Origin of the sequence: Blautia sp. DFI.1.216 (assembly GCF_020594215.1) — a bacterium.
GTDB classification, from domain to species: Bacteria; Bacillota; Clostridia; order Lachnospirales; family Lachnospiraceae; genus Blautia_A; species Blautia_A wexlerae.
The window spans coordinates 1-14,068 of sequence record NZ_JAJDML010000068.1 but is presented as its reverse complement, the minus strand read 5'-3'; the positions used below and the strand labels follow the sequence as shown (position 1 = coordinate 14,068).

Annotated in this window: 14 protein-coding genes; 10 read left to right on the top strand and 4 right to left on the bottom strand. The window is 37.9% G+C overall.

Features of this window, described 5'->3' with window-relative positions:
* The first annotated feature begins 130 nt into the window (after positions 1–130).
* Complete coding sequence (locus LJE11_RS17150; protein WP_227296302.1) at positions 131–1,852, top strand: S8 family peptidase; 1,722 nt, start codon at positions 131–133, stop codon at positions 1,850–1,852.
* Between the two features lie 290 nt (positions 1,853–2,142).
* On the opposite strand, the gene LJE11_RS20130 is transcribed toward LJE11_RS17150, so the two are convergent.
* The 4 genes from LJE11_RS20130 to LJE11_RS17130 are packed head-to-tail and all read right to left on the bottom strand — an operon-like array spanning position 2,143 to position 4,285.
* A complete protein-coding gene (locus tag LJE11_RS20130) occupies positions 2,143–2,406 on the bottom strand; it encodes a cysteine-rich KTR domain-containing protein (RefSeq protein WP_081703345.1) in 264 nt (87 codons plus the stop codon).
* A gap of 15 nt (positions 2,407–2,421) precedes the next feature.
* Positions 2,422–3,048, bottom strand: coding sequence for an ABC-2 transporter permease (locus LJE11_RS17140; RefSeq protein WP_008706399.1), 627 nt, complete (start codon positions 3,046–3,048; stop codon positions 2,422–2,424).
* On the bottom strand, positions 3,045–3,902 hold the full coding sequence (locus LJE11_RS17135; RefSeq protein WP_022381160.1) for an ABC transporter ATP-binding protein: 858 nt from the start codon (positions 3,900–3,902) through the stop codon (positions 3,045–3,047). Before LJE11_RS17135 ends, LJE11_RS17140 begins: the two co-directional genes overlap by 4 nt.
* Positions 3,903–3,913: 11 nt before the next feature.
* The gene (locus LJE11_RS17130) at positions 3,914–4,285 is read right to left on the bottom strand and encodes a GntR family transcriptional regulator (protein WP_008706402.1); all 372 of its coding nucleotides are present in this window, start codon (positions 4,283–4,285) and stop codon (positions 3,914–3,916) included.
* Positions 4,286–4,489: 204 nt separating this feature from the next.
* On the opposite strand from LJE11_RS17130, the gene LJE11_RS17125 reads away from it, so the two are divergent.
* The 9 genes from LJE11_RS17125 to LJE11_RS17085 form a co-directional block, all read left to right on the top strand.
* A complete protein-coding gene (locus tag LJE11_RS17125; RefSeq protein WP_008706403.1) occupies positions 4,490–4,651 on the top strand; it encodes a hypothetical protein in 162 nt (53 codons plus the stop codon).
* A gap of 130 nt (positions 4,652–4,781) precedes the next feature.
* Positions 4,782–5,027: a hypothetical protein gene (locus tag LJE11_RS17120; RefSeq protein ID WP_008706404.1), complete on the top strand. Its 246-nt coding sequence runs from the start codon at positions 4,782–4,784 to the stop codon at positions 5,025–5,027.
* Positions 5,028–5,156: 129 nt separating this feature from the next.
* Positions 5,157–6,830: a recombinase family protein gene (locus LJE11_RS17115; protein WP_055199804.1), complete on the top strand. Its 1,674-nt coding sequence runs from the start codon at positions 5,157–5,159 to the stop codon at positions 6,828–6,830.
* Positions 6,831–8,486: a recombinase family protein gene (locus LJE11_RS17110; RefSeq protein ID WP_055199803.1), complete on the top strand. Its 1,656-nt coding sequence runs from the start codon at positions 6,831–6,833 to the stop codon at positions 8,484–8,486.
* Positions 8,479–10,032, top strand: a complete 1,554-nt coding sequence (locus LJE11_RS17105; protein WP_055199802.1) for a recombinase family protein — start codon at positions 8,479–8,481, stop codon at positions 10,030–10,032. The genes LJE11_RS17110 and LJE11_RS17105 overlap by 8 nt, the downstream gene beginning before the upstream one ends.
* 93 nt (positions 10,033–10,125) lie before the next feature.
* Positions 10,126–11,478 carry an AAA family ATPase gene (locus tag LJE11_RS17100; protein ID WP_020993632.1) on the top strand — a complete coding sequence of 451 codons (1,353 nt, stop codon included), beginning with the start codon at positions 10,126–10,128 and terminating at the stop codon, positions 11,476–11,478.
* Positions 11,456–12,118 (top strand): RloB family protein, encoded by a 663-nt coding sequence (locus tag LJE11_RS17095; protein WP_008706409.1) that lies wholly within the window; start codon positions 11,456–11,458, stop codon positions 12,116–12,118. Before LJE11_RS17100 ends, LJE11_RS17095 begins: the two co-directional genes overlap by 23 nt.
* Before the next feature lie 245 nt (positions 12,119–12,363).
* Positions 12,364–13,062 (top strand): DNA/RNA nuclease SfsA, encoded by a 699-nt coding sequence (sfsA, locus tag LJE11_RS17090; protein ID WP_055199801.1) that lies wholly within the window; start codon positions 12,364–12,366, stop codon positions 13,060–13,062.
* 368 nt (positions 13,063–13,430) lie between these two features.
* On the top strand, positions 13,431–14,068 hold a 638-nt coding region (locus tag LJE11_RS17085; RefSeq protein WP_227296300.1), incomplete at its 3' end, for a substrate-binding periplasmic protein.

Below are 14,068 nucleotides of genomic sequence, written 5' to 3'. Positions count from 1 at the left end.
TTTATTTGCAGGCTCGGTAATTGAATTGCCGAGGATTCCCGCTTATTATCCTAAAATTGTTATAATAAGAGTCCGTATGCAGAACTTTTGTATATAATAGACTAAGTGAATATCTGGAAATGAGATTAAAATGCCAGACCAGAAAATAGATAACCTTTTAAATCTTGCAATGGATGCAACACCACAGGAGCGTAGAAAGTCAGGAAATCTTAATGTAGGATATGATCCTGCAACCAGGCTATGGGATGTGATCATAAAGTACAGCGGACCGGAAAGTGGTCTGGCTGGAAATGGAATTCAGGTAGTGCCATTGTTAGGCGGTTATGCAGTGGTAACTTTGCCGGAAAGTGAGATTGATGAGTATTCCCACAGAGTGCAGGTGGAATTTATGGAGAAACCCAAACGCTTGTATTTTGAATTGTTTCAGGCGAAGGGAGCGAGCTGCATCCGCACAGTGCAGACCGGCAGGAATGGACTGACGGGAAAAGGAATCCTGACAGGAGTTGTGGATTCAGGAGTGGATTATTTTCACCCTGATTTCCGAAATGCAGACGGGAGCAGCAGAATTTTACGTTTATGGGATCAGAGCATACAGGGAAATCCACCTCAGGGATATGTGACAGGAACTGAATATACGAAAGAGCAGATCGATGAGGCGCTTGCACTTGGAGAAAACCAGGGCAGGCGTCTTGTTCCATCTTCAGATTACAGTGGACATGGAACTTCCGTGCTGGGAATTGCAGCAGGAAATGGGAGGGCATCAGATGGGGTGAATCAGGGAGTTGCCTGTGAAAGTGATCTGTTGGTTGTGAAAATGGGAATTCCCAGAGAGAACTCCTTTCCCAGGACTACGGAGCTGATACAGGGGATTGATTATCTGGTGCGGCAGGCACTGGCTATGGGACAGCCAATGGCAATTAATCTCAGTTTTGGAAATAATTATGGATCCCACAAGGGAGATTCCCTTCTTGAAACATATATAGATATGGTTTCTTCCATAGGACGTCTGGCTATCTGTACAGGTACAGGGAACAACGGCAATCAGCCTCTGCATGAGGGAGGAACCCTGAAACAGGGACAGACCAGACAGATAGAATTATCTGTGAGCAGCAGGGAACCAACATTAAATGTGCAGTTATGGAAATCCTATGAGGATGAGATGAGTATTTATATTGAAAATCCATCCGGAAACCGGATCGGCCCCTTAGACGAAAAGCTTGGTCCTCAGAGGTACAGACTGGGAAATACAGATCTTTTAATCTATTATGGCAAACCTGGACCCTATCATCTGACACAGGAAATCTACATAGATTTTCTTCCTGGGAAAACTTATGTGGACAGTGGAGACTGGAAAATTATCCTAAGTGGAAAAAAGGTCAAAGGAGGGGAATATTACCTGTGGCTGCCGGGTGGAAATACTCTGAACAGAGGGACTGGGTTTTATGAACCAAGGGCATATGGGACTTTGACCATACCTGCCACAGCCCGGCGGGTTATTGCAGTTGGAGCATATGATTCGCTGGTTGACTCCTATGCGGATTTTTCTGGAAGGGGCAGCAGAATGCTGCCATATCTGAAACCTGATCTGGTGGCACCCGGAGTGAACATAGTTGCCCCCGTACCCGGTGGTGGTTACAGAATAGTAACAGGGACTTCCTTTGCAACACCCTTTGTCAGCGGATCCGCAGCATTGTTAATGCAATGGGGGATTGTAAATGGAAACGATCCCTACCTCTATGGGGAAAAAGTAAAAGCCTATCTCCGAAAAGGCGCCAGACCATTGCCTGGGTACGAGGAGTATCCCAATGAAGAGGTGGGATGGGGGGAGGACGTTATAATAAGGTTACATTGAAGAAAGTCAGTAAAATCAAGTGTTTCCGTTCATTTTCCCAACACAGAAACGAAGCACTTTCACCATGATTTTGAAGAAAATCTGCCCGGGTTGGATTCAAAATGATATGGAAAGAAAGACTTGTAGCAATGACGTAACATGAACAGCCGATTCTGTTACAGACAACATATTAAAACGAAAGAGAGGTCACAGGAATATAAAACTGACTTATACAAATAATTATCAGTTATCAAGGCCATAAGGCCAAATTATACCATGGGTCAGTTTTAAGCATTAAATCTGGATCAGTTTTAAGTGTAAATCAATAGCTGATAATCACTATGATTGGGAAAATACAAAAACCGATAACTACAGTTCAAAGAACTGTGTATTATCGGCTCTGCGTCTGGCGCTTTAATAACAGTTATATGGAATTGTTCAATGTTGATTAGACATTCTCTTTTGCACTTCGAACAAAAGAGTGGAAAATTTTTTAGTACAGTATCTTCTCGGATTTTGTCACGTGTTTTATTTCCGCAGACAGGGCAACGTACTCGCTCGACACTTACTTTTATTTGCACTTCTACTTTTTATTTTTTTCTTGAGTATCCTATAACACTAACAAAATACGATGCGACTACTATACCCAAAGCAAAAATAGTAATCAACATAGGATTTTTAACCAAATTTTGAGTAACGTATTTCATATCTTTTGATATTTTACTTACGAAAAAGATAACGAGAAGTGTGCAAATCATTCTCACATACTGAACACTCATATAGCCAAACCACTGTGCTATTGCTAAACATATAGAACACCATAAAACAGGTAATGCTATTGCAATGGCGATAGAAAAACCAAACTGGCTAAGTGTAAAATTATGATAAACCACATAACGAATGATATAAATGATAACTGTACCCATTATACTAATCGGAACAAGAAGCAAGCTAGTCAAATACTTACTGAAAATGATTTGGTACTTACTCATCGGCAAGGTTAATTCATATTGTTTCCATGAAGTCAATCCATCATAGGTCATGGTCATCATTAAGTGCATACCGATAAAAAGTGAAAAAAAAGCCGATGACATAATTGAGTAAACTTCATTCTCTCCGAAGAATGAAATTGCTATTACAAAAAAATACATTACAAAAATGACTTTTTTATTCATTTTCTTCATAAGCAATAAATCCTTAAAAACCAATCCTTTCATTTGACACCTCCTTTGATATAGAACAGCATAATGTCCTCAATAGAAGCATTATCAATAATTAGATTTTTGTATCTTTTTTTTGCAGCTACTTTGTCATGTATTAAGCATTCCACGCTAAGATTTGTTTCTCGACAACATACATAGTCATCTGGCGAAACAGTATTAAATTCTGATTTTTTACAGCGTATAATTCCATAATTATAAATAAGGTCATCTTTCTTTTCCTCAAAAATAATTTTTCCATTATGAATCAGAATTACATAGTCAGCAACCTTTTGTATGTCAGAGGTTATATGTGTAGAGAACAAAATAGAGTGTTCTTCATCTTGAATAAATTCTAAAAAAATATCCAAAATTTCATCTCGTACAACAGGATCTAACCCTGTTGTTGCTTCGTCTAAAATCAGAATCTGGGGTCTATGCGATAGTGCACAAATAATTGACAATTTCATCTTCATACCTTTTGAAAGTTGCCCTATTGATTTATTTAATGGAACATCAAGGCGTTTCATATATTCTTCAAACAAATTCATATCCCATGTTTTATAAGATCCCGAAAGGATTTGGGCAATATCTTTTGCATTTAAGACGGAATGGAATTTACATTCGTCAAAAACAACACCAATGTTTTCTTTATGCAAATAAGAATGATTTTGTTTACCCAATATTCTTATTTCACCCGCATCCAACTTTAACTGGTCTAAAATTAAATTGATAGTTGTACTTTTTCCAGCACCATTTTCTCCTATGAAACCCACAATACGTCCTGTAGGAACTGTAAATGAAATATGATCTAACATAAAATCATCAAATTTTTTAGTCACATTTTTTACAACAATACTGTTCTGTTCCATAATTCCACCTCTCATTCTTCAAAAAATAGTTTTAGAATATTAGCCATTTGCTCATAGCTGATACCATGAGTACGACCGATTATAGCAACCTTTTCTAAAAGTTCTTCTGCTATTCGTAGTTGTTCTTCTTGAATAAATTCTTTATTTGGTGATGCAACAAAACTACCTTTTCCCGATACGGTTTCGATAAACCCATCTCGAGTTAAATCTTCGTAAGCTCGTTGAACAGTAATAACACTTATATGCAGGTCTTTTGCCAGTGCACGCATGGAAGGCAGGGCTTCTCCGGCAGATAGGGTACCATTCATGATTAAACTCTTAATCTGCATAGCAATTTGTTCATAAATAGGCTTATCACTACTATTACTTATGATAATTTCCATTCTAACTTCCTCTCACCACCTTCTGATATATGCGTACTTATACGATATGTACAGTGTATATGATAGTGTCAGAAATGTCAATAAAGTAATCCTACAATTCATTAAAATATACCATATAAAGTTTTCAAAAAATCAGCGTAATCCAACCTGTCAACCGGCATAATAAGGTTATTTCTTTGTGCAAATCAGCACGATAATGATAGGATGAGCGATGATGAATTAGAACTTCTGGCTCCATGGAACGAAATCGTCAAAGCTGAAATCGGACGTCGTGCAAACGAATCAAATCAATCATATGTGAATTGTCAAGGTGCTCCGGCTGCTGAAAAGCAGTCGGGGATTTTTTCTATCATATCTAAAAATTAAGCGCTTAACATATATTCAGATTGGCAGTGAAGTAGTTGCTAAAGAATATCCAGATAAGGTGATGCATTTGAGAAAATTGCAGGTATAGGACAACTGATACAAAGAATATGTTGGAAAAGAGGTGAGCATCATGGTAAATCAGTCAGTAATAGATTCCAGTGTGAATCTGGAGCAGTTAAAGGATATTGAAGACTTAATTCCTAATATAGATAAAGCTATTTCTGAGAAAGTGGAAACTTTTCTGGATAAATCTGGCGATCAGCCGTATGCTCACATGAATGAAGGGTATGTGGTAGTCGTGGAAATGACAGGAGAAATGGATGCTACAGATGCGATCAGTGATTATCTAAGAAAAAGAACGGAGTTGATGTATTAGATGCAAGTCTTGAAAAAATATCTTGCGAAGCTACAGATGTTATGTTAATGTGAAGTCAGGGAAAATGAACGTGATACATGGTTTCTGACTTCAAATTCAATGGAATAAGTAAGTTGGGAGCGATGTAAAATGGAACAAATGCAAATGAATATGCCAGATATGTACGATGCTGCATTGTATCTTCGGTTATCGAAAGATGATATGGAAGAGGGCGGTGCGAAGTCAGAGAGCAACAGCATTGCAAATCAGAGAGAGTTACTTCGGAGCTTTGTAAAAAGCCAGCCGGATATTCAGATCTTTGATATATATGTGGATGACGGATACTCAGGAGGAAATTTTGACCGACCTGAGTTTAAACGAATGACAACTGATATAGAAGCTGGAAAAGTAAACTGTGTGATTGTAAAAGACTTATCCAGATTCGGAAGAGAGTATATAGAAGCCGGGCGATGGATCGAAAAGACCTACCCGGCTTTAAATGTGCGTTTTATTTCAGTTACAGACCAGTTCGACAGTAAAACAGCAGATTTTTCAGAGAAGTCATTTGTAGTTCCGATCAAAAATTTTGTAAATGAAAGCTATTGCCGGGACATTTCCGGTAAAGTGCGAAGCCACCAGAAAATCAAACGTGAAAAAGGTGAATTTATTGGAGCATTTGCCCCGTATGGTTACTGCAAAGATCCGGAGAATAAGAATTGTCTGGTGATTGATTCTTATGCAGCGGATATTGTAAGAAAAATATTTTCATGGAAAATTGATGGATTCAGTCTTGGAGCAATCGCAGAAAAACTGAATGTACGTCATGTGCAGTCGCCAAAAGAATATAAAAAGGCAAATGGTGAAAATTACAATTCCGGATTCCATAGTTCAGATACACCGAAATGGTCGGCAGTGCAGATCAAAAGGATTCTGACCAATGAAGTCTATATTGGAAACATGGTACAGGGCAAGCAGGAACGAATCAGCTATAAAGTAAAGCAACGCCTGGATAAGCCAGAATCAGAGTGGGTGAAAGTAGAAAATACGCATCCGGCAATTATCAGGCAGAATGATTTTGATGTGGTTCAGAAGCTGCTTCAATATGATGGTAGGGCATCGAAAACATCAGACAGTGCAAACTTTTTTTCGGGATTTGTGTTTTGCGGAGATTGCAAGACACCGATGATACGCAGGGTAAATCAGTATAAGGGGAAGAAAAAAGCCTTTTATATCTGCCAGACAAAGAACAAAGGTGGAGATTGCACCAGACACAGTATTTCGGAAGAGGTGCTGAAAAGAATTGTGTTGAAAGAGATTCAGGCATATACGGCACTTTTTGTAGACTATCAGATGATTATGGAAGAACTTTGTGAGATGCAAGTCAGCTACGATCAGGTAATCGGTTATGATACGCAGATTAGTAAGTTGCAGGAAGAATATAACCGCTATTACAGTCTGAAAGCGTCTTTAGGTGATGACTTGAAAGAGGGATTGATCAGCAAAGAAGAGTTCGATGATTTTCGGGAAAGTTACGGAAGAAAATGTGAAGAACTGGAGCAGATGATCGAGAATCAGAAAAAATTGGTAAAGCAAATGTTTGAGGGTGGAGTGTCTGCAACTGTTCAGTTGGAGGACTGGAAGAAATCACTGGAAATCAAAGAACTGGATCGCACATTGTTGGCACTGACCGTAGATAAAATCTATATTTATGAAAACAAACAGATCAAAATTCATATCCGTTATCAGGATATGATTGAGAAAATGAAAGTCATAAGACGGTTTTATGCGGAACACCGGACAGAGTGCAGGAAAGAGGTGGAATAAATGGCAAGGACAGCAAAAAGATATAAGAAAAACACAGAGAAGAAAGTTCTTGGGATTCCGGTATGTATGGCTGCAATTTATGTCAGATTATCCGTAGACAGTGATGAAAAAAAGTCAGAATCTATTGAAACACAGGTTACGCTGATAAAAGAGTTCATTCAGAAGCACAATGAAAATCCGAACAGAGAGTATGAAATTGCTGTATATAACATTTATTCTGATCTGGGAAAAACCGGAACAAATTTTGACAGACCGGGATTTGAACGGATGATGAATGATGTCAGGGAAGGTAAAATAAACTGTATTCTGGTAAAGGATTTCTCACGATTTGGAAGAAATTATATCGAAACTGGCAACTATCTGGAAAAGATTCTTCCTTTTATGAAAGTGCGGTTTATTTCTGTATGTGACAACTATGATTCATTTGCACCGGATGCCAAGAATCAGGAATTATCCATGAATATCAAGAATCTGGTGAATGATGCTTATGCGAAAGACATTTCCGCAAAAGAACGGGCAGCGAAACGTATTGCACAAAAAAACGGTGAGTATGTGGGATCTACAGCTCCATATGGATATTGTGTGGAAAAGATAAATGGAATTTATAAGTTGATGGTGGAACCGGAAGCTGCAAAGATTGTCCGCAGGATTTTTGAAGAATATGCTTCGGGAGATGGCATACAGGGCATTATTGACAGGCTGTTTGAGGATAGGGTACATCGGATTTCAGATTATAACCAATATCATCATGTGTACTGTCAGGACGGAGAGAACCTTCATCAGTGGGGAAATTCTTCGATACGTGCAGTGCTGAACCGGAATAATTATTATGGCGATCTGGTTCAGAGAAAATATGAATCCAGATTTCAAAGAGGTGAAAAATGGTGTGACATATTGGACGAGAGCCAGTGGATTATTACGCCAAATGCCCATGAGCCAATTATTAGCAGAGAATTGTTTGAAAAAGCACAGGTCAGGCTAAAAGCAGCACAACAGAAAGCAACAAAAACTACTGCAGGGTGGGAAGATGATGAAAGAGCATTTTACAATGTATTCTATTGTGGTGATTGTAAGCGGAAAATGTGTACACGTAGATACAGAGGCAATGTGTATTACTTTTGCAATGCTGCCTGGTATCGGGATGAAAGAAAATGTAGTCACAAATCTATTTCCGAGGAGAAGCTGCAGAAAATTGTCCGTTCGGAGCTGACCAGACAGTTTCAGTTATCTGGATTGCGGAAAAAGGATATGTCTGTTATAAGCAGTGCGGTATTTCTTTCCAAAATCAATGAGATTCAAACTGAGATCAGAAAACTGGATGCAGATATGGAAAGACGTTCAGAAAAACTGGCACAGGCATTTATGAAATATAAAGAGGGTGAACTTTCCAAAGAAGCCTATATAGAAATGAAAGATGACCGTAATAACTGGAAAGAGTTTTGTGAAGAGAGAAAGAAGTCTCTGGAGCAGACCATACGAAAGCTGGAAAAACAGCAGAAAGAAGAAGCCAGATTTTTACGAAGTCTGTTGGAACTGGATGGGACAACCAGAATCAATGCGGAACTTGCAGAGGGCTTGATTGAAAGTATGTATCTGTATGGTGATGGCAGACTGGAAATCAACTTCGGGTTTAAGGGGGCGGTAGAACATGAGTGATCAGAAACTGATTATTGGATATTACCGTCTTTCCATGGAAGATGATTCAGAGGGAGAAAGTAACAGCATTATCAATCAGAGAAAACTGGTAAAAGATTATATTTCCCATATTCCGGAGCTTGCTGCTATGCCATTTCAGGAGTTTTACGATGACGGATATTCTGGTTCCAGTATGGAGCGCCCGGCAATTAAGCAGGTTCTGGAACTTGCCAGAGAGAATAAAGTTCAGTGTATTGTGGTAAAAGATTTTTCCCGTTTTGCCAGAAACTATATTGAAATGGGAACTTATCTAGAGCAGATTTTTCCATTTCTTGGAGTACGCTTCATTTCTATCTCAGATCGATATGATTCTAAAGATTATAAAGGAAAGAATTCAGACATCGAAGTACAGTTTAAAGGACTGATCGCAGACTTTTATGTGAAAGACCAGTCTGTAAAGGTAAAGGCAGCAGTCAGCACCCGACGAGGAAAAGGTGAATATTGCTGTGGCTCTGCACCTTATGGGTATCGAATCAATCCTGAAAATAAGAGAGAACTGGTGATTGTAGAGGACGAAGCAGAAGTGATCCGCAGAGTATTTGAACTGACCAATCAGCGATATTCCAAGATGGAGATTTGTAAGTTATTCAATGAAGAGGGTGTATTGACTCCCTTGCAGTCTATGAGCAGACGACAGAAATCAGGCAGTAAGAAAGCTTCATCAAGAGGATTGCAGTGGACGAGTGATATGATACGGAAGATTGTAGATGATAAGACTTATATAGGCTGTATGGTCTATGGAAAGACAAAGATTCCAGATCCCGGAACTGGGAAAGAAGTACCGGTACCGAGAAATCAGTGGAAAGTGATGGAAAATCATCACGAGCCGATTGTATCAAAAGAAGTTTTTGAAAAAGCACAGTCCCTTCAGATCAGATACACCAAGAAAAGCAAATTTGACAGGGAAACAACACTATTAGGTGGCTATGTAAAATGCGGGAATTGTTGCAGAAGCCTGACTTCAAGCAGTCCGATTCATAGTCATATTCTTTATAGCTGTGCTTACAGTAAAGGAAAAGAAGATACAGGATGTTTTGCCGGGAAAGCGGATAACAAAATGCTGGAGCATATCGTGCTGGCAGAAATAAAGGCTTACTTACGTCAGAATATCAGCCAAGAACAGATGCAGCAATCCATGAGAAAACAGCATGAGGAAAGTATAGAAGCCTATAAGACGGAAAGTGCAGATTGTGAAAAGTGTCAAGAACAAATAAAAATCCAGAACCGCCAGAACTATGAGAAGTATCACGAGGGACAGATGAACCAGAATCAGTTTATGGAAGCCAAGAAGCAGTTGGAAGAAGAAAGAGAACGACTGCAGAAACGTGTACAGGAACTGGATGAGTTGATAAACGACGAGAAAGAAATCCTGATGAAAAAGAATGTTCCGGTGGAGCAAATGTTGAAGTATTTAGGCTATGAGAATCTGACACGAGAGATGCTGGAAGAATATGTGCAGGGAATATATGTGTATGATGACGGGAGAGTGGAGGTGGAGTATAAATAGCAACAAATTAGCATATAATAACAATAAAATTGTTGATAAAAAGCAATAATGATGTATAATTATATAAAGAAATGGAAAGGAGATGCAAAAAAAATGTTGTTAAACTTTAAAATGGAAAACTTTAGGTCATTTAAAGATGAGACTTTTTTTACAATGCTTTCAAGTAAACAGAAAACGCATAATGATTATGTGATAGATAAAAGTGTAAATGGTAATAAGTTAAGAGTATTACCAATGACTGTCATTTATGGAGCAAATGCATGTGGAAAATCCAACATTGTGTTGGCAATGGATATATTAAAAAAAATGGTTATGAAAGGAACCTTAAATTGCAAAGAGCTGGAATCTTATAAAAGTATGTTATCTTTTATTAGAGATACAAGTTGGTATGATCCGGTTTCTTTAGAAATTACATTTTCCACTCAAAATAATATTTATAGATACGGAATTAAGTTTACGGATATTGATGTATATAAAATTGAAGAAGAGGTTCTTTATGTTAATGATGACTTGTTCTTTTCACGAGATGATGAAAATCAAATTTATGTGGATGTAAAGAAATTAGTAAAAAAAGGTTATATTAATAAGGATGATGCGGATTTTTCTGAACGCTTGATTCACAAATTGAACCAGACATTGGATAAACAAAAGTTAGTTGTAGCAGGTGCAATTAGCAATTTGTTTGATAAAAAATATTTTGAGGATTTTAATTTATGGTTTGAAAAATTTAATGTTATTATGAATGCAAATGACATGAATTTTAGACAAAAAGACTTAAAGACGATATTTAATAAAAAACCAGATAAAGATATTCGTAGAAATATTTTCGAAAGTGCCTCAGTTAAAGAAGTTATGAATATAGCTGAGTTTGGAAATCAAAAAATTGGATTTATGGCAGAAACAGATAATGATGAATTATCTATGTGTTCAATGTATCAAGTACCATTAAGAAAAGATGAGCAACCACAAAAAAAATATGCAATATCCATGATTGTAGATTCAGAGCTGATGGAATCGAGAGGAACTATCCATTTGATTAGATTGTTACAACCGTTTATAGATGTTTTAGATAATGGCGGGGTCATTGTTTTGGATGAAATGGATGCTTCATTGCATTTTGAAATTGTTGTATCGCTGATAAGAATTTTTAACAATAAAGATATCAATAAAAATAATGCTCAGTTAATTTTCAATACGCATAATCCAATATATTTAGACGGTGAATTGCTTAGACATGATCAAATTGTAATGGTTGAAAAGCGAAGGAATGATATGGTGAGCGAGATATATTCTTTAGCAGATTACAAATTACGTCCAGAAGAAAGAATATTAAAAAATTATTTGAATGGAAAATATGGAGCATTGCCACATATGGATTTGGAAATTGCATTTAAACACATATTGGAAAGAGAGGCGAATAATCTTGAATCGTCCAAAGAACAATAAAATACGAAGACCACAATTCCTCTGCATTGTAGGATGTGAGGGAAAAAACCAGGAAAGAATATATTTTGATAAAGTAGCAGAATTAGTGAATTGCGTTGAAGAAAGAACGCATGATTTAGTATTTGATTATGCGGAACCATATGGCGGAAATCCTAAGTGTGTGGTAGAACGAACTATTCAGAAATCTATTGGTAAGGAAAACAAAGTATCTGTTTTTGATTATGACGGAAAAAAGGATAAGTATGAAGAAGCAATAGATTTGGCAATAGAAAATAAGATTGAATTAGGATATACAAATTATTGTTTTGATTTATGGCTGATTCTTCATAAAGAAGACTATTTTGATATAGTACAAAATCAGGATGCATATGCTGATAAATTACGACAAGTTTTTGGGTTAGCAGCAGATGCAAACATAAAAAAAGAAAAAAGGGTAACGGAAATAGTCAATCAAATCGGATTATCTGATATAAAGAATGCAATTCAAAGGGGTAAAAAAATATCAGAGGATAATCAGGGTAAAGAGGCAAATAAAACGCCAAAAGAAAACAGATATTATGATAATCCAGATACGCAAATGCATGTGTTGCTACAATTTTTATTTGCGAAAGTAGGAATAAATATTGACGCATTAGGATAGAAAAGATGTAGCAATGACGTTACATCCTCCCCACCTACTTTGTGACAATTATATAACGTCCTCTATACAGAAATATGCGGTTTTAAGCCATTTTGGTGGCAAAAGAGCCGCATATTTTTTGTAGCAATGACTTGACATCCTCGGGGGCACTTTGTTTGGAGAATAGTTTTCCAAAATGAAAATGTTGTAGGTATGAGGAAAACATGTTATGGTATGTATACAATGCGTAAAGAGGAGCAGAAAAAATGAAGTACGAACATATCACAGAGGGCCGTTTCATAGATCGTCCTAATCGGTTTATTGCACATGTGGAGATCAATGGGCAGGTGGAAACGGTTCATGTAAAGAATACAGGCAGGTGCAGGGAGCTTCTGGTCCCGGGTACACAGGTTTTTCTGGAAAAGAGTAGCAATCCGGCGAGAAAGACAGCCTATGATCTAATCTGCGTAAATAAAAAGGGCAGGGGCCTGATTAATATGGATTCTCAGATTCCCAATAAAGCAGCACTGGAGTGGGTAAAGGCAGGACATCTTTTTCCGGAAAAAGTTCAGGTAACGCCGGAGAAGACCTATGGAAATTCCAGATTTGATCTTTATGTCTGTTCAGAGAAACGCAAGGCTTTTATAGAAGTAAAAGGTGTCACTCTGGAGTCGGATAATATAGCACGCTTCCCCGATGCACCGACAGAAAGAGGTGTGAAACATCTGAAGGAGCTGATCCATTGTATGCAGGAAGGATACGAAGCTTATCTGCTTCTGGTGATCCAGATGAAGGGAGTTGACAGGTTTGAGCCCAACTGGGAGACTCATCGGGAATTTGGAGAAACTCTGCAGGAGGCAAAAAAGGCAGGAGTGCATATTTTGGCCTATGACTGCCTGGTAGAACCTGACAGAATGGAAATTCAGGATCCGGTACCTGTATGCCTTGCTTCTGACTGGAAATAAAAAAGTATTCCCGCAATCAGCAGGTCCTATTCAAAATTCCATTGCCGCAGGCAATCTGGAATGAATTTTGGCTACGTTACTGTGAACAGTAACGTGTGTTTTATATTTCAGAGCAGTAAATAATTGTAGACATGAAAGTATATGAAATGTATAATCTGTATCAGAAGTTTTGTTGATAGATTTATAGGAAGATCAGTCAAAAAACTGAGATGATTATGAAAAAAGTTCCTGTAAAAGTTTTTTACGTGGGACTTTTTTTGCACCGTTTTGATGTTTACCCGAATTGGATAAGCCCTCTGTTTTAATTGGGAAAACAAGGTCACTGACACGCAGGTTATGAAACAGTAATAAATGGAAAGGAACTGGATATGAGAAAAAATCGAAAGAATGACTCCCATACCCGCAGAAAAAGAATTTGTATTGCAGCACTTCTTCTGGCAGGCAGCCTTATACCGGGAGGATGTGGAATAAAGAAAGAGAAAACATCGGACAGTGAATTGCCGGAGATTGTTATCGGAATAGATTATTTTGAACCTTACAGCTATCAGACGAGTGATGGCGAGTATAAAGGTATTGATGTGGAACTTGCAGAGGAAGCCTTTCAGAGGCTGGGTTATCAGCCTGAATTTGAGAAGGTTGTCTGGGAAGATAAAGAGAAACTTTTGTCAGATGGAACAATAGACTGTCTGTGGAGCTGCTATTCCATGAATGAAAGAGAAAACAAATATCAGTGGGCAGGACCGTATATGTACAGTCGTCAGATGGTGGTTGTAAGAGCCGAGAGTGAAATCCGGACACTTCAGGATCTGAAAGGGAAGAGGATTGCAGTTCAGGCGACTACAAAAGCAGAAGATCTCTTTCTTCATAATATAAAATCAGATCTTCCGCATGCAGAACAGGTGAACTGTTTTTCTTCGTCGAATGAGCTTTATGCTGCACTTAGAAAAAATTACTTAAATGAAAAACTAAATTCCGGTTTTGGACCAAATGCAAGAGTAAATTCCAT

Bases quoted from the DNA above. Each gene is read 5' to 3' on its own strand.
- LJE11_RS17150 (WP_227296302.1), top strand. From the start codon at position 131: ATGCCAGACCAGAAAATAGATAACCTTTTAAATCTTGCAATGGATGCA.
- LJE11_RS17140 (WP_008706399.1), bottom strand. From the start codon at position 3,048: ATGAAAGGATTGGTTTTTAAGGATTTATTGCTTATGAAGAAAATGAAT.
- LJE11_RS17135 (WP_022381160.1), bottom strand. From the start codon at position 3,902: ATGGAACAGAACAGTATTGTTGTAAAAAATGTGACTAAAAAATTTGAT.
- LJE11_RS17130 (WP_008706402.1), bottom strand. From the start codon at position 4,285: ATGGAAATTATCATAAGTAATAGTAGTGATAAGCCTATTTATGAACAA.
- LJE11_RS17125 (WP_008706403.1), top strand. From the start codon at position 4,490: ATGAGCGATGATGAATTAGAACTTCTGGCTCCATGGAACGAAATCGTC.
- LJE11_RS17120 (WP_008706404.1), top strand. From the start codon at position 4,782: ATGGTAAATCAGTCAGTAATAGATTCCAGTGTGAATCTGGAGCAGTTA.
- LJE11_RS17115 (WP_055199804.1), top strand. From the start codon at position 5,157: ATGGAACAAATGCAAATGAATATGCCAGATATGTACGATGCTGCATTG.
- LJE11_RS17110 (WP_055199803.1), top strand. From the start codon at position 6,831: ATGGCAAGGACAGCAAAAAGATATAAGAAAAACACAGAGAAGAAAGTT.
- LJE11_RS17105 (WP_055199802.1), top strand. From the start codon at position 8,479: ATGAGTGATCAGAAACTGATTATTGGATATTACCGTCTTTCCATGGAA.
- LJE11_RS17100 (WP_020993632.1), top strand. From the start codon at position 10,126: ATGTTGTTAAACTTTAAAATGGAAAACTTTAGGTCATTTAAAGATGAG.
- sfsA (WP_055199801.1), top strand. From the start codon at position 12,364: ATGAAGTACGAACATATCACAGAGGGCCGTTTCATAGATCGTCCTAAT.